Origin of the sequence: Bradyrhizobium sp. SK17, assembly GCF_002831585.1 — a bacterium.
Lineage (GTDB): Bacteria > Pseudomonadota > Alphaproteobacteria > Rhizobiales > Xanthobacteraceae > Bradyrhizobium.
Genome location: NZ_CP025113.1, coordinates 7,917,097 through 7,938,453 on the forward strand (window position 1 = coordinate 7,917,097; position 21,357 = coordinate 7,938,453).

Sequence of the window (21,357 nt, forward strand, 5' to 3'; positions counted from 1 at the left end):
AAGCCCGGGCATGACGGATTCTATCGACCGTTCATCGCAGCAACCATCCATGTCGTGATCGCCCGCGAACCCAGGAACGCCAATACTTCGCGCTGGACGTCTGCAACGTCGCCGCTGCCCTGCGCCGCCACCGCCATCAGATCGCAGCGATGCGACACCGCGATGCCGATCGCGGTGCGGTGGCCATCGAGATCATAGGCCCTGATCCGTCCCGGCATCTCGGCGACATCGACGACGTCGCCCGCCTTCCGCGGCACGAAGCGCGGGCTGATCATGTCGACATCGGCGACGCGGTCGACCTCGTCGTCATCGGCAACCCCGCTGTCGCAATTGCAGAAGCCGAGCTTCGGCCGGGCATAGACCTCGACGTCGGCACCGCAATCGCTCGCGTTGCAACGAAAGGCGCGGCCGGTGGGCCAGCCGTCGCGCGGGAACGGCCATGCGATCTCGCGCCACTGCGCCGCGCGCGGCGGCGCCATCTCGTAGCCGGCGACGGCCGAAAGCCCGCCAAGCGCCAGGAACATCGCTGCGATGAGCGGCCAGGAGCGCATCATCGTGCACTCACGGCAGGCCGGCGATGGCGCGTGCCTCGCCGGTCAGTTCGAGAATGTGCAGGCCGGTGTTGGCGCGATCGACCGCATAGATGTAGCCGCGATCATCGGTCTCGACATTGTTGGTCTGGATCGCGACCTTGCAGCGATAGAAGCCGTCGACGGTGTTGCAGCGCTTGTCGGTCGCAGATGTGATGGACGGAATGAAGTACCCGACTTCCTTGGGGTGATAGGGATCGCGGACGTCGAGCGCACGGACGCCGGCATTGAAGAAGGCGATGAAGGCCAGCTTCTTGTAATAAACCGGCGCCATGCTCTCGTTCGACGAATGCGAGCCGAACCGGCCGCCGCGCTCGCAGAACGCGCCGGAGGCCTCGGGCACCGTATAGCTCGAAATCATCATCGGCCGGGCTTCGGTGGTGACGTCGGCGAACCACACCATCTGCCGCGCCTCGCCGCATTCGTTAAGGATCGCCTCGTCGACGATCATCACGATGTCCCGCGTCTTGCCGTCCTTGTCGCGGGCGAATTCCGCGATCGGCATGCCGGGCATCGGAAACACCGTGTGCGCGCCGTTGAGCGCCGACATCGGCATCCGCGCGATCTCCGGGAATTTCAGATTATCCGGGGTCGGCGCCTTCGGTCCGTTCAGGAGCTTGTCGCGATCGACGATCTGCAGGAAGCCGCCCTTGTCAGTGCCATAGCCGAAATAAACCCGATTGCCTTTCGGCCCGGTCGAGATCGGCCCGTGCAATTCGGTCGGCACCGCGCCTGTGGCGCCCGGCTCCTGCCCCGGCAGGCCGAAATCCCTGATCTTCACGGGATGCGCGGGATCGGAGAGATCGTAGACCTGGGTCATGCGCCTTGTGCGCCAGTCCGGCGCGCCCGACACCAGATAGGCGATCCCGGTGTCGCACTCCCAAAAGTTCTTGTGCGTGTCCTTCAAGCCTTCACCAATGTGGGTCACAAGAACCGGATTGGCGGGATCGGCGACGTTCCAGATCTCATGCCCTTCGGTGCCGACCGCGCGCAGCATGTAGACCGCGTTGCGATCGGCTTTCGGCAGGGTCTTGCCGTCGCAGACCCGCACCATCTGCGCGCCACCGGCTTCGTATCTGCCCTCCTGGCCTGGAATGTGCCGCAAATACTTTGGATGCGCGGGATCGGTGACGTCGACGATCGAGGTGCCGTTTGGCTCAGCCTTGCCGGTCATCGGATTGACGGGATCGGGAATTTCGTCGGTGCCGCCGTGATGGCCGATATAGGCGATCCACCTGTTGCCCTGATGATGGATGGTCGGTTGATAGGCACTGCGCGCCTGCAAGTCATCCCACCCGACCAGTCTCATGTTGGAGGCTTCGGGCGGGTCGCCGATTTTCTGCTGGGCACTCGCACCATGCGCGAGCAGGACGAGGAAAAACGTGCAGCAAATTGTCGTAACGCGACCGCCCATGCGCACCACCCCGTAGTTCCCTGCCAATCTGTGCTGGCTGCGGCCAACGCTAGCACGGTGATCCCGGCGCCCAAACACACGCTCTTGACATGCAACCATTTGGTTGCCTATTATCCAACCCATGGATGAAGTCTTCAAAGCCCTCGCGGATGCCTCACGGCGCACGCTGCTTGACCGGCTTCACGATCAGAACGGACAGACGCTCGGTGAACTCTGCGACGGCCTCGACATGACGCGTCAGGCCGTCACCAAGCACCTTGGGATTCTGGAGGAAGCCAACCTCGTCACCACGATCAAGCATGGCCGCGAGAAGCTGCACTACCTCAACCCGGTTCCGATCCATCAGATCGGCGAGCGGTGGATCAGGAAATTCGAGCGCGGCAAGCTCGCCGCGCTCAGCGAATTGAAGCGACAATTGGAGAAGCGTGATGAGTAAGCCGGACTATGTCTACGTCACCTATATCGAGACCACGGCGGAGAAGCTGTGGCACGCGCTGACATCGAGCGAGTTCACCGAGCGCTTCTGGTTCGGCTATCGCGCGACCTCCGACTGGAAGGTCGGTTCGCCCTATCATTTCGCCAAGGACGGCAGTCGCGCCATGCAGGGCGAGGTGCTAATCGCCGATCCGCCGCGAAAACTCGCCTATAGCTGGGACGTCGTGAAGGAAGGCGTCGAGCGCGAACAAATCTCGCGCGTCACTTTCGATATCGAGCCGCGTGGCCGGATCGTCAAGCTCACCGTAACGCACGACGATCTCGGCCCGAAGACGCTGCGCGACATCTCCGGTGGCTGGCCGATGGTGATTGCGAGCCTGAAGAGCTTCCTGGAGACCGACCGCGAACTGCCGGCCGACCTGCCCACCAGCGGCGCGAAGGAGACCAGCAATGTCTAAGCCCGTCTTCGTCTACGTCACCTACATCGAGACCACGCCGGAGAAGCTGTGGGACGCGCTGACATCGAGCGAGTTCACGCAGCAATACTGGTTCGACACCGAGCTCAGGTCGAACTGGACGATCGGCGCGCCGGTGGCGCTGGTGATGAACGGCAAGGTCACCGACACCGGCGAGATCCTCGAGTTCGACCGGCCGCGCCGCCTCGCCTACACCTTCAAGCACGAAGCCGATCCCGAACTGCGCAAGGAACCGGCGACCAAGGTCGTGTTCACGCTGGAGCCGTTCGGCAACGTCGTGAAGCTGACCGTCACGCATGACGGCTTCGGCATCGGCAGCAAGCTGTTCGAGGGCATCGCCAACGGCTGGCCGGTGATCCTGTCGGGGCTGAAGAGCCTGCTCGAGACCGGCAAGGTGTTCAGGATTCCGCCCGAGAGCCTCGGGCTCGACTGCGCCTGACCTGCCATGAAGATCTATCGAAGGATACGCGCGGACATGAACATCGAGAAATTCAAACCAGCGATCGTCTACGCCATCTACATCGCATCGACGCCCGAGAAGGTGTGGCAGGCGCTGACGCAAGCCGAATTCAGCCGGCAGTATTTCTCCGGCCATGCGATCGAGGTCGACCAGAGGGTCGGCGGCGCCTACATCGTGCGCACGCCCGACGGCGCGCTGCATATTTCCGGCGAAGTGATCGAGTGCGTGCCGCAGCGGCGGCTGACCGTCACCTTCAACGTCAACTGGCCGCAGCTCGTCGAGAAGCTCGGGCCGACGCTCGTCACCTGGGAGATCGAGCCGGCGGGCGACGGCGTCAAGCTGACCTTGCTGCAATCGCACGATCGCCCGATCAGCGGCGACATCCTGTCCGGCGGCCGCGCCGGCTGGCCGGCGATCCTCTCCAGCCTGAAAAGCCTGCTGGAGACCGGCAAGGCCATGGTGATCCCGATGCAGCCCCCGCAGCGCATGCTGGCAGCGCTGAAGGAGCTGGGGATTGCGATGCCGACGTGAGGCACACGGCGATCTCCCCACATCAGCGCTGTCGTCCCGGCGAAAGCCGGGACCCATAACCGCCGAACCTCGTTGTGTAGTCGCGCTGGGGCCACAGCGTCGCGCAACAACCGCGTCCTGTGGTTATGGGTCCCGGGTCGCGCTGCGCTTGCCCGGGACGACGGTTCAGCCCAACGCCCTCAACTCGCGCCGCAGCACCTTCCCTGTCGCCGTCATCGGCAAGGTGTCCGCGAACTGCACGAAGCGCGGATATTCGTGGGCGGCGAGCTGGACCTTGACGAACTCCTGGATCTCGCGCGCCAACGTATCGCTCGGCGCATGGCCCGGCCGCAGCACGATCCAGGCCTTGATCGATTCGGTGCGGATCGGATCGGGAATGCCGACCACCGCCGACATCGCGACCGCCGGGTGCTTCATCAGCGTGTGCTCGATCTCCGACGGCCCGACACGATAGCCGGCCGTGGTGATGACATCGTCCTCGCGGCTGACGTACCAGAAATAGCCGTCCTCATCCTGTACGCCGAGATCGCCGGTCAAGAGAAACTCGCCGGCAAATTTCTTCGCGGTCGCCTCGGGATTGCGCCAGTATTCGATCATGGTGCAGGGGCACGGCTGGCGCACCCCGATGATGCCGCGCTGTCCGCGCGGCAGTTCCTCGCCCTTGTCGTTGACGATGCGGACGTCGAAGCCCGGCGTGGCGCGGCCCATCGAGCCCGGCCGGATCGGAAACAGATTGGAGTTGCTGCCGATCACGAGATTGCATTCGGTCTGCCCGAACACCTCGTGGGCGTCGACGCCGAAGGTATTGCGCACCCAGCCGAGCAGCTCGCCGCCGAGCGACTCGCCGCCGGTGAAGATGCTGCGCAGCCTGACGCCGGAATTCCTGACATCGGCCTGCCGCATCAGCTTCAGCGCGGTCGGCGGCAGGAACACGTTGCGGATGCCGAGATCGGCCATCATCTGCATCGCCGCCTGCGGCTCGAACTTGCGGGCGCGGTGACCGACCATCGGGATGCCGTGGTACCAGAACGCGAACAGGCCGTTGATCAACCCGCCGATCCACGCCCAATCGGCCGGCGTCCACATCAGGTCGCCCGGCCGCGGCAGGAAGTTGTGGCACATCTCGACGTTGGGCAGATGGCCGAGCACGACGCGATGCGCATGCAGCGCGCCCTTCGGATTGCCCGTGGTGCCCGAGGTGTAGATGATCAGCGCCGGATCGTCGGCCGAGGTGTCGACCGTGGTGAATTGCGGTGACGCCGATCGGATCGCGCCCCAGAACGATTTTGTCCCCGCCGGCGTCTTGTCGCCGACGATGTAGACACTCTTCAAATCGGGCAGGCGATCGCGGATCCTTGCAATCTTCTCCCAGCCAGCCTCATCGGTGACAACGGCCTTGGCCGCGGAATTCGACAGGCGGAATTCGAGCGCATCCTCGCCGAACAGCGCAAACAGCGGGATCGAGATCAGCGCCGCGCGGAACGCCGCGAGATGCGCGACCGGCAATTCGAGCGATTGCGACAGGAACACCGCGACGCGGTCGCCACGCACCAGGCCATCGGCGGTCAGCACATTGGCGAAGCGGCGCGAGGCGTCCGCGACATCGTCGAACGAGGTGCGCGTGGCACCGCCATCCTCGTCGACATAGATCAGCGCGAGCCGGCCGGTGCCGTCAGCATGACGATCGCAGCACGCGGTCGCCATGTTGAAGCGCGCGGGGACGTCCCAGCGGAAATTGCGGGTCAGCTCGTCGTAGGTCGCGGCTTCCTTGAGCATGGTGCGCGTCACTTCCGTCCCTTGTCGTGGCCGAGCTTCGCCCGGCGATCTTGCCGAGGGGGATTGTAAAGACGTGGATGCCCGGGACAAGCCCGGGCATGACGATGCATGGCCGGGATGGAGTTCAGTCGCCCTGCATGTAGCGGACCGGATTTTCCTGATCCGCCTTGAAGATGCCGGCGGCCTCGGCAAACAACGCAGCGACCGTCGGCGCATTCAGATCGCCGAACGCGACGAAGCTGAAATTGTTGCCGCCGGCGCGCAATTCGCCGAGCTTGCCGGCATAGCAGGACACCAGCGGCTTGCCGTCGCGGGTCACCGCGACATAGACGCTGATGTAATTTTTCTGGAGCGCCACCCCGATCACCGGCCAGGCCGCCGACTTGCCGGACTTGATCGCGTAACGAAACTGGCCGTAGCCGATCATGTTCATCCGCATGCCGGCCTCGCCGGCCGGCGTGCCGGCATGAAAATGCCGCTTCAGCGCGGGCGCGGCCTTTCGCATCACGTCATGAAGTTGTTCGATATCCGCAGTCCGCGCGGGATCAAAGGCAAGATAGGCTTCCAGACTGTCCGCGGCGACACGAAACATCGGAAGCCTCCGCCGCTATCCCGCGAGCGCCGCCTTCACCAGGCCGCTGGCCTTGCCGAAATCCATCTGGCCGGCGTACTTCGCCTTCAGGGCGCCGATCACCTTGCCCATGTCCTTGATCCCGGCGGCACCAGTCTCGGCGATGATCGCCGAGATCGCGGCCTTCACGTCGTCGTCGGACATCTGCTTCGGCAGGTAGGCCGAGATCACGGCAATCTCCGCCCGCTCCTGGTCGGCGAGTTCGGCGCGGCCACCCTTGTCGTAGAGCTCGACCGATTCCTGGCGCTGCTTGATCATCTTCTGTAGGAGGCCGAGCAAATCAGCGTCCGAGAGTGGCGGCTTGCCCTGCCCGCGCGCGTCGATGTCGGCGTTCTTGATGGTCGAATTGACCATGCGCAGCGTGGAGAGCTTGCGCTCGTCCTTTGCCTTCATCGCTTCCTTGACCGCAGTGTTGATATCGTCGCGCAGCATCCTGGTATCCTTAAGCCGGTAATCCCTTCATGTAGGCAGTTTGCTGCACGAGAACAACCTAGTTCCGCAACCACTGAACCAGCGCATCGGCGCAGGCCTGCGGCTGCTCCAGCTGCGGCAGGTGACCGCAATTGGCGAGCACCACGAGCTTTGCCCCAGGAATGCCGTTGGCCATCTCGTCGGACAGCGAATTCGGCACGGTGTTGTCGGTGTCCGTGGTCAGCACCAGGGTCGGGCACTTGATCCAGGCCATGCTCGGCCGCGAATCCGGCCGGCTGAGCACCGCGTTTTGCTGGCGGATGAAGGCCTCGGCGCCGATGTCCTCGCTCATGTCATCAACGATCTGCCGCAGGCCCGCATCGCCCTGCCGCGACGGATGCACGAAGCCCGGAAACAGCTCGTCGACCACGTCGCGATATTGCCCGGTCTTGGCACGCTCGATCATGCCGCGACGGCGCGCGGTCGCCTCGGGCGTATCGGGGCGCGCCTGGGTGCTCATCAGCGCCAGCTTGGCCACCCGCTCGGGCGCCTGCCGCATGATCTCGAAGGCGATGTAGCCGCCCATCGAGTGCCCGGCGAGGGCAAAGCGCGGCGGCGCCTCGGCCAGGATCCGGCGGGCGATCGCCCCCATATTGTCGTCCCTGACATGGTTGGCGACCGTGACCGGGCCGCACCGCCACAGCGCCGGGATGACCGGGGCAAAGATCCGCGGCGAGCAGATGAGGCCCGGGACGAGCAGGATCGGCATCGTGTTGTCCATGCGAGGCTCCGAACCGGGTCATTTTCGGCAAGCAAACGGCCGCTTCAGGGAACTTTAGATTAAAAGGCCATTCCGGCCTGTCAAATCGACCGGCATTGCCGTGTGAATCCGTGTCCTTTCGCTTTGACGCCACAGGGTGCGGCGTCTATTTAAAGCGCTCATGACAACATCCGAAAACGCTCCCGCCTGGCCGGACCATAGACCGACCGCGCTCCTTGTGCTCGCCGATGGCACCGTGCTGGAAGGCTTCGGTCTCGGCGCGGAAGGCCATGCCGTCGGCGAGGTCTGCTTCAACACGGCGATGACCGGATATGAGGAAATCCTCACCGATCCGTCCTATGCCGGTCAGCTCATCACCTTCACCTTCCCGCATATCGGCAATGTCGGTACCAACGAGGAAGACATCGAGACGGTGAACATGGCCGCAACGCCCGGCGCGCGTGGCGTGATCCTGCGCTCGGCGATCACCGATCCGTCGAATTACCGCGCCACCCGCCACCTCGACCAGTGGCTGAAGGCGCGCGGCATCATCGGCCTGTCCGGCATCGACACCCGGGCGCTGACCGCACTGATCCGATCCAAGGGCATGCCGAATGCGGTGATCGCGCATTCGAAGACCGGCGAATTCGACCTGCACGGACTGAAGGAAGAGGCCCGCGAATGGCCGGGCCTCGAGGGCATGGACCTGGTGCCGATGGTCACCTCCGGCCAGCGCTTCACCTGGGATGAAACGCCCTGGGTGTGGGGCAAGGGGTTCGGCCAGCAGACCGCACCGGAATTCAACGTGGTCGCGATCGACTACGGCATCAAGCGCAACATCCTGCGGCTGCTCGCCGGGGTCGGCGCCAAGGTGACCGTGGTGCCGGCGACGACAGCGGCCGAGGACATCCTGGCGATGAAGCCGGACGGCGTGTTCCTGTCGAACGGCCCCGGCGATCCGGCGGCGACCGGCAAATATGCCGTGCCCGTGATCCAGAAGGTCATCGAGTCCGGCACGCCGACCTTCGGCATCTGCCTCGGCCACCAGATGCTCGGCCTCGCCGTCGGCGCCCGGACCATGAAGATGCATCAGGGCCACCACGGCGCCAACCATCCGGTCAAGGACGAGACCACCGGCAAGGTCGAGATCACCTCCATGAACCACGGCTTCGCGGTGGATCAGGCAACGCTGCCGAAGGGCGCCACCCAGACCCATATCTCGCTGTTCGACGGCTCCAATTGCGGCATCGCGCTCGAGGGCAAGCCGGTGTTCTCGGTGCAGTATCACCCCGAAGCCTCGCCCGGCCCGCGCGACTCGCACTACCTGTTCCAGCGCTTCGCCGACCTGATGCGGAAGAAGAAGCAGGCGGCCTAACAACATCCGTCATTGCGAGGAGCGCAGCGACGAAGCAATCCATTTATCCCGTGCGGAACGATGGATTGCTTCGCTCCGCTCGCAATGACGGAGATCTTTCCCGATGACCGACAGCGCCACCCCGAAGCCCACCTACGGCGTCTCTTCGCTGGAGCTGATGGCATCGATGCCGGGGCTCGACTTCGTGCGCGGCATCTTCGCCCGCACCCTGCCCGAGCCGCCGATCATGGAGACGGTCGAGCCGTTCGACTGCACGGCCGAGACGGGCCATGTCGTGATCCATAGCGTGCCGGGCCTGCGGCACTACAACCCGATCGGCTCGGTGCATGGCGGCTACATCGCGATCCTGCTGGATTCCGCGATGGCGCTTGCGGTGCAGACCACCCTGCCGAAGGGCTCCGGCTACACCACGCTGGAATTCAAGATCTCCTTCGTCCGCGGCATGAGCAAGGATACCGGCAAGATCCGCACCGAAGGCCGGGTGCTCAACGCCGGGCGTCGCGCCGCGACCGCCGAAGGCCGCATCACCGACGAAAAGGGCAAGCTGATCGCGCACGCGACCACGACCTGCATGGTGTTCGAACTGCCGAAGACGGCGTGATCCGACGGAACGCGGAGCGCTGACAGCGGGTTGATCCACTTGTAGTGTTCAGCCGATGCCGGAGGATCGCCATGTCCGCAGTGAAAGCCGGGGCCGAGCCGCTTGCGATCGTCTTCAGGGACGACGGGCTCGTGCCGAACAATCCGATGCCGTTCCTAGTCTACCGGAGCGCGGTCGACGTCGGCAAGAATCCCGAGACCACGATCGAGCGGCTGTTCGGCAGCAATGGCTGGGGCGCGATGTGGCGCAACGGCGTCTACGACTTCGCGCATTACCATGCCACCGTACATGAGGTGCTGGGCGTTGCCCGCGGCCATGCACGGGTGCAGTTCGGCGGCGAGCACGGGCAGGCACTCGAGATCGCGGCCGGCGACGTCGCCATCCTGCCGGCCGGCACCGGACATCAATGCCTGTCGGCGAGCGACGATTTCAGCGTGGTCGGTGCCTATCCGCCGGGGCCGGCGATGGATTTGCAACGGCCGACAGCCGAGGCCCACGCCAAGGCGCTGAAGACGATCCCGCTGGTCACGATCCCCGCGACCGATCCGGTGATGGGGAAGGATGGGCCGCTGGTGCGGCTGTGGAAGCCTGTCCGTCGTCCCGGCGAAGGCCGGGACCCATGACCACAGGATGGCGTTGTCGCATCGCGCTGGGGCTCCAGCCCGCGTAACAAATGCCATTGGTGGTTATGGGTCCCGGCCTTCGCCGGGACGACGTGTGTGCGTGTGCAAGTCAGGCCGCGTTGCTGCCTTCCTGACGGCTGGCCTCGAACAGGAACCAGGTGCGGCGCTCGGTTTCGTCGATGAAGGTTTCGAGCAGACCGGCGGTGCCGGAGTCGTCGTGGTCGTCGCAGAGCTTGCGCGCCTTGCGCATCGCGGCGGCCATTTGCTTGTTGTCTTCCATCAACTCGCGCAGCATTTCGTGCGGCGGCACATAGTTCTCGTCATTGTCCTTGATGGTCTGATGCCTGGCGACGTCGCCGATCGACTTCAGCGTCACGCCGCCGAGCTTGCGCACCCGTTCGGCGAGCTGGTCGGTGGTCGCGAAGATCGCGTCCGACTGCTCGTCGAGCAACAAATGATAGTCGTGAAAGTGCCGGCCGCTGACGTGCCAGTGAAAATTCTTCGTCTTCAGGTAGAGCGCGAAGGCATCCGCCAGAAGCGTGTTGAGCGAGGCTGAGATCTTGTCCACCGCCGCCTGCGGCAGGTCGCTCGGCGTATCGAGATCCGGCGAGATCTTGTCGGACTTGGTGTCACTCTTGGCTTTGCTCACGTTGGACCTTCCTGTTAGGAACCCGTCATTCGGCGCATTGAACATTCGCCGCCGGACCGCTAACGCATCGCCAGCCCACCCGTTCCTAGCCAGGAACCGTTCTGCCGGATACCCAACGCGATGGATGAATGGATCGACTATTACGATTCCACGCATACGATCTATGCGAGCCGACTGCACCGCGACCTGCATTTCCAGGTCATCGCCAACGACATCATCGGCTACATCGCATCGCCCGACGCCGTGGTGCTGGATTATGCCTGCGGCGAGGCGCTGTCGGCGACGAAGGTCGCCGGTGCCTGCGCCCAGCTCTATCTGGCGGAGCCTGCGCCGGGCGTCCGTGGCCGGCTGGTCGCGCGCTTCGCGCCCGACACCCGAATCCGTGTCCGCTCGCTCGACGAGTTGAAGAACATGCAGGCGGACTCGATCGATCTCGTGGTGATGAATTCGGTGGCGCAATACATGACGCCGCAAGAGCTCGATTCCGCGTTCGACGTGATCCATCGCCTGCTGAAGCCGTCGGGCCGATTCGTGGTCGGCGATATCCTGCGGCCGGAAGTCGGCATGTTCAGGGACGTAGTGGCGCTGCTGCGGTTTGCGGCGACCCACGGCTTCCTGCGCGATGCGCTGATCGGGCTGGCCTCGACCGCCTTGTCCGATTACCGGCAGTTGCGCACCAGGATCGGGCTGCAACGCTACGGCGAGGACGAGATGATCGCCAAGCTCGGCGCCGCGGGATTCAGCGCCACGCGGGCACCGCGCAACATCGGGCACAATCCGTGGCGAATGACGTTCGTGGCGCACCACTGAGCAAGGGTGCGGATCAAGGGTTGTGAAAAAAGTTAGGGTTAACCAAAAGTAAACGTGGCGGCTGCCGAAATAATCAGCAATGATCCGCTCGGCCCGGTGGCGGAAGCGTCGACGCGGCAGTGGTGCAACACTGTTTATCCTGGTTCAAACCCAGGCCGGGCCTCCACGCTTCGCCCTGACGGGCTACGCGTGGCGCAGCCACGCCGGACCGGCGGGGCAAAGCGTGTCCGGCGCAGCTTGAGCGTAGCGAAGGCGTAGACGGACTGGGCAGCGAGCCCGCAGGGCGAAGCCGGGCCCCTGCCGAACATTCCCCCTCCGCCCCGAGCACCCCCAGCCGGGCATAGGTCGAATGAGGAATTTCCCCCAGAATCGCGGTTGATTGGGCCTTTTGGGGGTTTCGCGGGTGCGGAAACTGGTCTAAAGACCACCCGCGCGCGAGGGATCGCGCTTCCGGCGCTACAAGATGTAGCGCATGGCCCGAGGGACGCGCGACCAGCGCGCCCTTTTTTTGTGCCTAGATTCCAGTCCGCGAGAGCTGATGCCCAAAAGAACCGACATCTCCACCATCCTGATCATCGGCGCCGGCCCCATCGTGATCGGCCAGGCCTGCGAATTCGACTATTCCGGCACGCAGGCGGTGAAGGCACTGAAGGAAGAGGGCTACCGGGTCGTCCTGGTCAATTCCAATCCGGCCACCATCATGACCGATCCGGAACTGGCGGACGCCACCTATATCGAGCCGATCACCCCCGAGATCGTCGGCAAGATCATCGAGAAGGAGCGCAACGTCATACCGGGCGGCTTTGCGCTGTTGCCGACCATGGGTGGCCAGACCGCGCTGAACTGCGCGCTGTCGCTGCGCCGCCAGGGCACCCTCGACAAGTTCGACGTCGAGATGATCGGCGCGACCGCCGATGCGATCGACAAGGCCGAGGACCGCCAACTGTTCCGCGAGGCGATGACCAAGATCGGACTGGAGACGCCGAAATCGCGGCTCGCCAACGCCTCGGCGCTGAAGAAGACCTACCGCGACAAATACCTCGCCGAGCGGGAGAAGCTGTCCGGCGCCGCGCTGGAAGAACTCGAGCGGCAGTGGACGCTCGGCGAGAATGACCGCCGCAAGCGCTATCAGGAGCATGCCTTCGGCGAGGCGCTGATGGCGCTGTCCGAGATCGGCCTGCCCGCGATCATCCGGCCCTCCTTCACGATGGGCGGCACCGGCGGCGGCATCGCCTACAACAAGGAAGAATTCCTCGACATCATCGAGCGCGGGCTCGACGCCTCTCCGACCAACGAGGTGCTGATCGAGGAAAGCGTGCTCGGCTGGAAAGAGTACGAGATGGAGGTGGTGCGCGACAAGAAGGACAATTGCATCATCATCTGCTCGATCGAGAACCTCGATCCAATGGGCGTGCATACCGGCGATTCCATCACCATCGCGCCGGCGCTGACCTTGACCGACAAGGAATACCAGGTGATGCGCGACGCCTCGCTGGCGGTGCTGCGCGAGATCGGCGTCGAGACCGGCGGCTCCAACGTCCAGTTCGGCATCAATCCGGTCGACGGCCGCATGGTCGTGATCGAGATGAACCCGCGCGTGTCGCGCTCGTCGGCGCTGGCGTCGAAGGCCACCGGCTTCCCGATCGCCAAGGTCGCAGCCAAGCTCGCGGTCGGCTACACTCTCGATGAGATCGCCAACGACATCACCGGCGGCGCCACGCCGGCCTCGTTCGAGCCGACGATCGATTACGTCGTCACCAAGATTCCGCGCTTTGCGTTCGAGAAATTCCCCGGTGCCTCCTCCACGCTGACCACGTCGATGAAGTCGGTCGGCGAAGTGATGGCGATCGGCCGCACCTTCCAGGAGAGCTTGCAGAAGGCGCTGCGCGGGCTCGAGACCGGGCTGACCGGGCTCGACGAGATCGACATCGAAGGGCTTGGCCGCGGCGACGACAAGAACGCGATCCGCGCCGCGCTCGGCACGCCGACGCCGAACCGCATCCTACAGGTCGCGCAGGCGATGCGGCTCGGCTGGACCGACGAGGAGATCTTCAACTCCTGCAAGATCGATCCCTGGTTCCTCGCCGAGATGCGCGCCATCGTCGAGATGGAGGACAAGGTCCGCAGCAACGGCCTGCCGCCGAACGCGTTCGGCATGCGGACGCTGAAGGCGATGGGCTTCTCCGACGCGCGGCTTGCCGTGCTCACCGAAACCACCGAGGCCGACGTCACCGCCAAGCGCCACGCGCTCGGGGTGCGCCCGGTGTTCAAGCGCATCGACACCTGCGCGGCGGAGTTCGCTTCGCCGACCGCCTACATGTATTCGACCTATGAGCGGCCGTTCGCCGGCGAGCCCGCCGACGAGAGCGCGCCGTCGGACCGCAAGAAGGTGATCATCCTCGGCGGCGGACCGAACCGCATCGGCCAGGGCATCGAGTTCGACTATTGCTGCTGCCACGCCTGCTTCGCGCTCGAGGACGCCGGCTACGAGACCATCATGGTCAACTGCAACCCGGAGACGGTGTCGACCGACTACGACACCGCCAACCGGCTGTATTTCGAGCCGCTCACCGCCGAGGACGTGCTCGAGATCGTTGCGACCGAGCGCAAGAACGGCACGCTGCACGGCGTGATCGTGCAGTTCGGCGGCCAGACCCCGCTGAAGCTTGCCCGCGCGCTGGAAGCCGCCGAAGTGCCGATCCTCGGCACCTCGCCCGACGCGATCGACCTCGCCGAGGACCGCGACCGCTTCAAGCGCGTGCTCGACAAGCTGCGCCTCAAGCAGCCGAAGAACGGCATCGCCTATTCGGTCGAGCAGGCCCGCCTGGTCGCCGCCGATCTCGATTTGCCGCTGGTGGTGCGTCCATCCTACGTGCTCGGCGGCCGCGCGATGCAGATCATCCGCGAGGAGAACCAGCTCAACGATTATCTGCTGGGCACGTTGCCCGAGCTCGTGCCCGCCGACGTCAAGGCGCGCTACCCGAACGACAAGACCGGGCAGATCAACACCGTGCTCGGCAAGAACCCGCTGCTGTTCGACCGCTATCTGTCCGATGCCACCGAGGTCGACGTCGACTGCCTCTCCGACGGCAAGGACACCTTCGTCGTCGGCATCATGGAGCACATCGAGGAAGCCGGCATCCACTCCGGCGATTCCGCCTGCTCGCTGCCGCCGCATTCGCTCGACGCCAAGACCATCGAGGAGCTGGAGCGGCAGACCCGCGAGCTCGCGCTCGGTCTCGACGTGGTCGGCCTGATGAACGTGCAATACGCCATCAAGGACGGCGAGATCTACGTGCTCGAGGTCAACCCGCGCGCGTCCCGCACGGTGCCGTTCGTCGCCAAGGTGATCGGCACCCCGGTCGCCAAGATCGCGGCCCGGATCATGGCCGGCGAGAAGCTCGCCGACTTCAAGCTGAAGAAGAAGAAGCTCGACCATGTCGGCGTGAAGGAATCCGTGTTCCCGTTCGCGCGCTTCCCCGGCGTCGACACCGTGCTCGGCCCGGAGATGCGTTCGACCGGCGAGGTGATGGGCCTCGACCGCTCCTTCGAGGTCGCGTTCGCGAAGAGCCAGCTCGGCGGCGGCACGCGCGTGCCGCGCCAGGGCACCGTGTTCGTCTCGGTGCGTGGCGACGACAAGATGCGCATCGCCGATGCGGTGCGTCTGCTGCATTCGCTCGGCTTCAAGGTGATGGCGACCTCGGGCACCCAGCGCTATCTCAGCGACAACGGCGTGCCGACGGAAAAGGTGAACAAGGTGCTCGAAGGGCGCCCGCACATCGTCGACGCCATCACCAATGGCGACGTCCAGCTGGTGTTCAATACCACCGAAGGTCCGCAGGCGCTGGCCGACAGCCGTTCGCTGCGGCGGGCTGCCCTCTTGCATAAAGTGCCGTATTACACCACTCTTTCAGGTGCGGTGGCGGCCGCGCGGGGGATCCGGGCCTATCGGGACGGGGACCTTGAGGTCCGCACGCTTCAGAGTTACTTTTCCGAAAGCTGACCGCTGCCCGGGCTGAAGGCCCGAGACGGTCAATTAGCCGAATGGCTGGAACTCACCGCGCGATTGGATGTTGTCACGGCCCTTAGCGGGGCCGAATATCACTGGGCTTCCGGGCGCGCTTGCGTCCTGATTCCTGCGTTAGCTGAACTGGATGTTCGTGGGCACCGCCGGGTGTGCACGATGAAGGACGAAGATGATGGATAAGGTTCCGATGACTGCGGGCGGCTACGCTGCGCTGACGGACGAGCTCAAGAGGCGCCAGTCGGAGGATCGTCCGCGCATCATCGAACATATCGCGGAGGCGCGCTCGCACGGCGATCTCTCGGAGAACGCCGAGTATCACGCCGCCAAGGAAGAGCAGTCGCACAACGAGGGCCGCATCGCGGAGCTCGAGGACAAGCTCGCGCGCGCCGACATCATCGACATCTCGAAACTGTCCGGCGACACCATCAAGTTCGGCGCGACGGTGACGCTGGTCGACGAGGACACCGAGAAAAAGGCGGTGTGGCAGCTCGTCGGCGAGGTCGAGGCCGACGCCAAGAAAGGCCGCATCTCCATCACCTCGCCGCTCGCGCGCGCGCTGATCGGCAAGAAGAAGGGCGCCACCGTGGAAGTGATGGCGCCGGGCGGCGCCAAGGCCTACGAGATCACCAAGGTCGAGTGGCGATAGTTACTTCGATGTGACTGGTGCAGAAAAGCCGCGCTCAGCACGCGGCTTTTTTCATGTCCGCGTTTTACCCCCTTGTCTGACAGACATGTGAGTAGAGAGCCGCTGCGCGCCATACTAGTGAGGCCGTGACATGTTTATGCAGTATAATCATGTCGGGGGACTGCGGCTCGGGTGATGATTGCGTCGCAACACGCGTTGCGGCGCATCACCGTGTCACTGAGCTCCCTCTCGCAACTGCAATCGAGCGAGGAATGATTCCAGATGCAAGGTGTTGACATCACACTCTGGTGGCGAACACCGTGTGGGTTCTGCATCGTGCAATGTTCCAGCGTGTCAAACAGGGGGTAAATGACAATGGACCAGATGTTCTCCAAATGGCAGCCGACCGTGCTGAGCCTGTTCCGGTTCATCACCGGACTGCTGCTGTTTCAGTACGGCGTCGCCAAGATCTTCAAGTTTCCCGTAGTCGCCTACTTCGCCAACATCCCGCCATTGATCCAGGCTGCGGGCTGGCTCGAGCTCGTGCTCGGCGCGCTGTTGATGATCGGCCTGTTCTCGCGGCTGGTCGCGTTCGTCCTGTCGGGCGAGATGGCGTTCGCGTATTTCCTCGGCCACATGTTCAAGAACCCGGCCGAGCCGGTGTTGCTGCCGCTGCTCAACAACGGCACCGCGGCGATCCTGTTCTGCTTCGCCTGCCTCTACCTCGCGACCTCGGGACCGGGCCCGATCAGCGTCGACGCTGCGATGGGCAAGAAGTAACGACGCGCTCGCTTTGACCTTCCCTTGGAAAGGGGAGGTCGGTTTGTTCTGAAGCGCAAAACCCGGGTGGGGATCTGTTTCCGCATTGGTGCTTTCGCTCGCGGCTTGACCCCCACCCTGCACTCCCACTTTTCAGGTGGAGGGTAGAAAGCGATCAAGCTGCAAAGGAGCGCACTGTCTCGCTCGTCATTGCGAGGAGCGACAGCGACGAAGCAATCCATCTCACCGCTTGAGAGATGGATTGCTTCGCTTCGCTCGCAATGACGATGAATGCGCAGGTGCGCCTCAGCCCGCCGCCTTCACGCCGAGCGGCACCGCGGCTTCATATTTGGAATTGTGCAGCACCAGCGAGGTCCTGACGTTGCGCACATGCGGCGCCGCGGTCAGGTGGGTGACGAAATCCTGGAACGTCGCCATGTCGGGGGCGACGCATTTGAGGATGAAATCGACTTCGCCCGACAGCATCCAGCATTCGCGCACCAGCGGTTCGCCGCGCACGAAATTCTCGAAGGCGCGGAGATCGGCATCGGCCTGGCTCGACAGATGCACCGAGGCGAACACCGTGACGTCGTAGCCGAGGCGGCGCGGATCGAGCAGGCCGCGGTATCCCTGGATGTAGCCTTCCTCTTCCAGCGCCCGGACCCGGCGCAGGCAGGGCGGCGGCGAGATACCGACCCGTTTGGCGAGTTCCACATTGGTGATTCGGCCATCGGCCTGGATCTCGGCGAGGATTTTGAGGTCGATCTCGTCAAGGTTCTTCGACACGCGACTACAGTTCCCTAGGCGTTTGAAAAGTCTCGGCTGGACAGCCGGTAACTCTCATAGCGCAGCCAGCCGGCAATGCGCAATTTTATTGCGCGTGCAGCGCATGATTTCGCGAATGTGACTTCAGTTCCGGGGAAAAATCGCTGCCATGGATTGCAATTCTTGCATAGCTACCCAGATATCCTAGACTTGGATTTGACACTTTTGGCGCCGCCGTGACCTGCTTCCGGGGCGCTTCCCGCACAAGTCCTTGATCAAAATCCCCAAAAGAGAGGGATCTGAAAATGCCCGCGCCTACCCATGCCAAGGTCGTCATCATCGGTTCCGGCCCCGCCGGCTACACCGCAGCGATCTACGCGGCGCGCGCGATGCTCGAACCGATCCTGATCCAGGGCATTCAGCCGGGCGGGCAGCTCACCATCACCACCGACGTCGAGAACTATCCGGGCTTCGCCGATGTGATCCAGGGCCCCTGGCTGATGGAGCAGATGGAGAAGCAGGCGGCGCATGTCGGCACCAAGATCGTCACCGATCTCGTCACCAGGCTCGAGCTCGGCCAGCGGCCGTTCCGCCTGACCTGCGATTCCGGCGACGTCTATCTCGCCGAGACCGTCATTCTCGCCACCGGCGCCCAGGCGCGCTGGCTCGGGCTGCCGTCGGAAGAGAAATTCCAGGGCGGCGGCGTGTCGGCCTGCGCGACCTGCGACGGCTTCTTCTACCGCGGCAAGGAAGTCGTGGTGGTCGGCGGCGGCAACACTGCGGTCGAGGAAGCGCTGTACCTCACCAATCACGCCTCCCAGGTCACCATCGTGCATCGCCGCGATCATTTCCGCGCCGAGCGCATCCTGCAGGAGCGGCTGTTCAAGCATCCCAAGATCAAGGTGGTGTGGGATTCCGCGATCGACGAGATCTGCGGCTCGGAGAGCCCGAACAAGGTCACCCATGTGCGGCTGAAGAACGTCAAGACCGGCGCACTGACCGACCTCAAGACCGACGGTGTCTTCATCGCGATCGGCCATGCGCCGGCGACGGAGCTCGTCAAAGGCCAGATCAAGCTGAAACCGTCGGGCTATGTCGAGGTCGCGCCGAACTCCACCGCGACCTCGGTGCCCGGCCTGTTCGCCGCCGGCGACGTGGCGGACGAAACTTTCCGGCAGGCGGTCACCGCCGCCGGCCTCGGCTGCATGGCAGCACTCGAGGCGGAACGCTTCCTGGCTCTTCGCGCGAGCGATCGCGCAGCGGCGGAATAATCATGGCACGATCTCGCGACGGATTTACGGACATGGATTGGGACAAGCTGAAGGTCTTTCACGCGGCGGCGGAAGCAGGCAGCTTCACGCATGCCGGCGAGCAGCTTGGCCTGTCGCAATCGGCGGTCTCCCGCCAGGTCAGCGCGCTGGAGCAGGAGCTCTCGGTGTCGCTGTTTCACCGCCACGCCCGCGGCCTGATCCTGACCGAACAGGGTGACCTCTTGTTCCGCACCGCGCATGACGTCTTCATGCAGTTGCAGGCGGCGCGCGCCAAGCTCACCGACAGCCGCGAGCGGCCAAGCGGCGACCTCAAGATCACGACGCCGCCGGCGCTCGGCATCAACTGGCTGATCCCGCGGCTCGACGAGTTCGTTGCGCTCTATCCCGACATCCGGATCTCGCTGATCGTCACCGACGAGGATCTCGACCTGTCGATGCGCGAGGCCGACGTGGCGATCCGCACCCGCAAGCCGACCCAGCCCGATCTGATCCAGCGCAAGCTGTTCTCGATCGGCTTCCACGCCTATTGCTCACCGGAATACATCAAGCGCTTCGGCACGCCGCGCACGTTGGATGATCTCGACTCGCATCGCATCATCATGCTCGGCGACGCCCAGGTGCCACCGCATCTGCAGAACCGCAGCTGGTTGATCGATGCCGGCCGCAACGGCTCCGGTCCGCGCGAGCCCTACTTCAAGGTCAACAACATCCTGGGCCTGGTGCGCGCCTGCCAGCAAGGCCTCGGCATCGCCGCGCTGCCGGACTATCTGGTCGAACAGAACAACCTCGTGCAGTTGTTCGGCGAGTCCGACTCGATCGCGCTCGACACCTATTTCGTCTATCCGGAGGAGCTGAAGACAGTGGCCCGGGTGCAGGTGTTCCGCGACTTCGTGGTCAGCAAGGCGCAGCGTTGGCCGTCCTGATTAAGCGGCCCTTATGGGGCCGGGTTATAGGCGTCCCGCGCTGCCCCAACAGGCCCCTGAATCTCCGCATGTCTGACATGCGACGTGGAGTGTTGCTGCATGGCGTCGATGGGGATCATAGTGCTTACACGCTGAGCGTTCGCGTCGCGCATATGTCCCCCTCCTCCAGTGGCGCGGAAGTTCAGTAATCCCTCTTGGAAGGTGATTGTGTCGGCCTCACGTGGCCAATACCTTAAGCCGGGCTCTCTTGGGCCCGGCTTTTTTTCATCCGCATGTCATGCTCGAACGTGCCGCACGCCCCGGTCAGCATGCGCATTGACAACAACCTCGCAGCGCAGCATGATTGTCGGATGATCACGTCTTCGTGCGCCGCCCTGTCGTCGAAAAAAGCTCCCCTCCCGGGGACACGAGATCGCGCGCGATAAGATCACCTTCGCATTCAGACCGATCCCGAAACCCCGCCGCCTGGACGGGGTTTTTTGTTGGTCCCGTCTCCGGCTGTCTTCCCAAGGAGATGGAACATGACTGACCTACACCACCAATTGCAGGGCCTCTGGCTGCCGCTGATCACGCCGTTCCGCGACGGCGAGCTCGACGTCAGCTCGCTGCGCCGCCTCGTTCGGCACTATGCCGGCGGCCCCGTCGACGGGTTCATCCTCGGCGCAACCTCCGGTGAGGGCATGGCGCTGAGCAGGGATGAGCTGGAGGGGTTGGTGAGCGTCGTGCTTGCCGAGCTCAGTGCCAGCTCCCGCCATCTGCCGGTGTGCCTGGGGCTCTCCGGCGCCTCGACCGCGGGGATGAAGGAGGCGCTGGACGACACCGCCGACTGGCCGATCAACGGCTATCTGATCGCAAGCCCCTACTATACGAGACCCTCGCAGCGCGGCCTCGTGCGGCACTTCAACGCACTTGCCGATCACGCGGCGTGGCCGATCGTGCTCTACAACATTCCCTATCGCACCGCCGTGAACCTCACCAATGAGACGCTGCTGGCGCTCGCGGACCATCCGAACATCGCCGGCATGAAGGACTGCTGCGCCGATCGGGCGCAGTCGATCGACTTGCTCAACCGGCGGCCGGAAGGCTTCCGCGTGCTGACCGGCGAGGACGCGCAGACATTCGACGCGCTGTCCGACGGCGCCGACGGCGCGATCCTGCTGTCCGCGCATCTGCAAACCGAGACCTTCGCCGCGATCCGCACGCTGCTGAGACAGGGCAAGCGCGACGCCGCGCTGGCCGCCTGGCAGAGCGTGGTCGGACTGACCCGGCTGCTGTTCGCCGAACCGAGCCCCGCACCGGCCAAGCACTGGCTGTGGCGACAAGGCCTGATCGACAGCCCCGAGGTGCGGCTGCCGATGGTCGAGGTGAGCGAGGATCTCGCGAGCTGGCTCGACGCCGAGAGGGAGCGCCGCGCGCAAGTCGCGTTGCAGCCGGCGTGATGGGTC

General features: G+C 64.3%; 22 protein-coding genes. 14 read left to right on the forward strand and 8 right to left on the reverse strand.

Annotated elements, in window-relative coordinates:
• Positions 1-20 precede the first annotated feature (20 nt).
• Together CWS35_RS36735 and CWS35_RS36740 are read right to left on the reverse strand one after the other, a co-directional pair.
• Positions 21-554: a hypothetical protein gene (locus CWS35_RS36735; protein ID WP_100955879.1), complete on the reverse strand. Its 534-nt coding sequence runs from the start codon at positions 552-554 to the stop codon at positions 21-23.
• A gap of 7 nt (positions 555-561) precedes the next feature.
• Entirely contained in the window at positions 562-2,004 is a 1,443-nt protein-coding gene (locus CWS35_RS36740; protein ID WP_100955880.1) for an LVIVD repeat-containing protein, read from the reverse strand.
• Between the two features lie 121 nt (positions 2,005-2,125).
• On the opposite strand from CWS35_RS36740, the gene CWS35_RS36745 reads away from it, so the two are divergent.
• From CWS35_RS36745 to CWS35_RS36760, 4 genes are read left to right on the forward strand one after another with little or no spacing between them, the layout of a single operon-like run.
• Entirely contained in the window at positions 2,126-2,440 is a 315-nt protein-coding gene (locus CWS35_RS36745; protein ID WP_024581051.1) for a helix-turn-helix transcriptional regulator, read from the forward strand.
• Complete coding sequence (locus CWS35_RS36750; protein WP_100955881.1) at positions 2,433-2,897, forward strand: SRPBCC family protein; 465 nt, start codon at positions 2,433-2,435, stop codon at positions 2,895-2,897. Before CWS35_RS36745 ends, CWS35_RS36750 begins: the two co-directional genes overlap by 8 nt.
• Positions 2,890-3,354 (forward strand): SRPBCC family protein, encoded by a 465-nt coding sequence (locus CWS35_RS36755; protein WP_024581053.1) that lies wholly within the window; start codon positions 2,890-2,892, stop codon positions 3,352-3,354. The genes CWS35_RS36750 and CWS35_RS36755 overlap by 8 nt, the downstream gene beginning before the upstream one ends.
• Positions 3,355-3,390: 36 nt before the next feature.
• Positions 3,391-3,906 (forward strand): SRPBCC family protein, encoded by a 516-nt coding sequence (locus tag CWS35_RS36760; protein ID WP_100955882.1) that lies wholly within the window; start codon positions 3,391-3,393, stop codon positions 3,904-3,906.
• A gap of 165 nt (positions 3,907-4,071) precedes the next feature.
• Here the strand turns inward: CWS35_RS36760 and CWS35_RS36765 are convergent, their stop codons facing one another.
• From CWS35_RS36765 to CWS35_RS36780, 4 genes are all read right to left on the reverse strand, one after another.
• On the reverse strand, positions 4,072-5,682 hold the full coding sequence (locus tag CWS35_RS36765) for an acyl-CoA synthetase (protein ID WP_100956984.1): 1,611 nt from the start codon (positions 5,680-5,682) through the stop codon (positions 4,072-4,074).
• A 124-nt stretch (positions 5,683-5,806) separates the two neighbouring features.
• Complete coding sequence (locus tag CWS35_RS36770; RefSeq protein ID WP_100955883.1) at positions 5,807-6,274, reverse strand: hypothetical protein; 468 nt, start codon at positions 6,272-6,274, stop codon at positions 5,807-5,809.
• Positions 6,275-6,289: 15 nt separating this feature from the next.
• Positions 6,290-6,745: a GatB/YqeY domain-containing protein gene (locus CWS35_RS36775; RefSeq protein ID WP_024581057.1), complete on the reverse strand. Its 456-nt coding sequence runs from the start codon at positions 6,743-6,745 to the stop codon at positions 6,290-6,292.
• Positions 6,746-6,803: 58 nt separating this feature from the next.
• Positions 6,804-7,505 (reverse strand): alpha/beta fold hydrolase, encoded by a 702-nt coding sequence (locus tag CWS35_RS36780; RefSeq protein ID WP_100955884.1) that lies wholly within the window; start codon positions 7,503-7,505, stop codon positions 6,804-6,806.
• Between the two features lie 160 nt (positions 7,506-7,665).
• On the opposite strand from CWS35_RS36780, the gene carA reads away from it, so the two are divergent.
• The 3 genes from carA to CWS35_RS36795 all read left to right on the forward strand — a co-directional run bounded on the left by carA (position 7,666) and on the right by CWS35_RS36795 (position 10,083).
• Positions 7,666-8,859, forward strand: a complete 1,194-nt coding sequence (carA, locus tag CWS35_RS36785; protein WP_100955885.1) for a glutamine-hydrolyzing carbamoyl-phosphate synthase small subunit — start codon at positions 7,666-7,668, stop codon at positions 8,857-8,859.
• A gap of 103 nt (positions 8,860-8,962) precedes the next feature.
• Complete coding sequence (locus CWS35_RS36790; protein WP_024581060.1) at positions 8,963-9,460, forward strand: PaaI family thioesterase; 498 nt, start codon at positions 8,963-8,965, stop codon at positions 9,458-9,460.
• Positions 9,461-9,531: 71 nt separating this feature from the next.
• Positions 9,532-10,083, forward strand: a complete 552-nt coding sequence (locus tag CWS35_RS36795) for a cupin domain-containing protein (RefSeq protein ID WP_100955886.1) — start codon at positions 9,532-9,534, stop codon at positions 10,081-10,083.
• A gap of 109 nt (positions 10,084-10,192) precedes the next feature.
• Here CWS35_RS36795 and CWS35_RS36800 read toward each other — a convergent pair whose 3' ends face one another.
• Positions 10,193-10,777 (reverse strand): Dps family protein, encoded by a 585-nt coding sequence (locus CWS35_RS36800; RefSeq protein WP_371412482.1) that lies wholly within the window; start codon positions 10,775-10,777, stop codon positions 10,193-10,195.
• Positions 10,778-10,852: 75 nt separating this feature from the next.
• Here CWS35_RS36800 and CWS35_RS36805 point away from each other — a divergent pair, with 75 nt between their 5' ends.
• From CWS35_RS36805 to CWS35_RS36820, 4 genes are all read left to right on the forward strand, one after another.
• Positions 10,853-11,542 (forward strand): class I SAM-dependent methyltransferase, encoded by a 690-nt coding sequence (locus tag CWS35_RS36805; RefSeq protein WP_024581063.1) that lies wholly within the window; start codon positions 10,853-10,855, stop codon positions 11,540-11,542.
• Positions 11,543-12,080: 538 nt separating this feature from the next.
• Complete coding sequence (carB, locus tag CWS35_RS36810) at positions 12,081-15,545, forward strand: carbamoyl-phosphate synthase large subunit (RefSeq protein ID WP_024581064.1); 3,465 nt, start codon at positions 12,081-12,083, stop codon at positions 15,543-15,545.
• Positions 15,546-15,741: 196 nt separating this feature from the next.
• Positions 15,742-16,215, forward strand: coding sequence for a transcription elongation factor GreA (gene greA / locus CWS35_RS36815; protein WP_100555215.1), 474 nt, complete (start codon positions 15,742-15,744; stop codon positions 16,213-16,215).
• Positions 16,216-16,569: 354 nt separating this feature from the next.
• Positions 16,570-16,974 (forward strand): DoxX family protein, encoded by a 405-nt coding sequence (locus CWS35_RS36820; protein ID WP_100955887.1) that lies wholly within the window; start codon positions 16,570-16,572, stop codon positions 16,972-16,974.
• 285 nt (positions 16,975-17,259) lie between these two features.
• On the opposite strand, the gene CWS35_RS36825 is transcribed toward CWS35_RS36820, so the two are convergent.
• Entirely contained in the window at positions 17,260-17,739 is a 480-nt protein-coding gene (locus CWS35_RS36825) for an Lrp/AsnC family transcriptional regulator (RefSeq protein ID WP_024581067.1), read from the reverse strand.
• Positions 17,740-18,023: 284 nt separating this feature from the next.
• On the opposite strand from CWS35_RS36825, the gene trxB reads away from it, so the two are divergent.
• From trxB to CWS35_RS36840, 3 genes are all read left to right on the forward strand, one after another.
• Positions 18,024-18,989 carry a thioredoxin-disulfide reductase gene (gene trxB, locus CWS35_RS36830; RefSeq protein ID WP_024581068.1) on the forward strand — a complete coding sequence of 322 codons (966 nt, stop codon included), beginning with the start codon at positions 18,024-18,026 and terminating at the stop codon, positions 18,987-18,989.
• 2 nt (positions 18,990-18,991) lie between these two features.
• Entirely contained in the window at positions 18,992-19,912 is a 921-nt protein-coding gene (locus CWS35_RS36835) for a LysR family transcriptional regulator (RefSeq protein WP_024581069.1), read from the forward strand.
• A 521-nt stretch (positions 19,913-20,433) separates the two neighbouring features.
• The gene (locus tag CWS35_RS36840; RefSeq protein WP_100955888.1) at positions 20,434-21,351 is read left to right on the forward strand and encodes a 4-hydroxy-tetrahydrodipicolinate synthase; all 918 of its coding nucleotides are present in this window, start codon (positions 20,434-20,436) and stop codon (positions 21,349-21,351) included.
• The last annotated feature ends 6 nt before the right edge of the window (positions 21,352-21,357 follow it).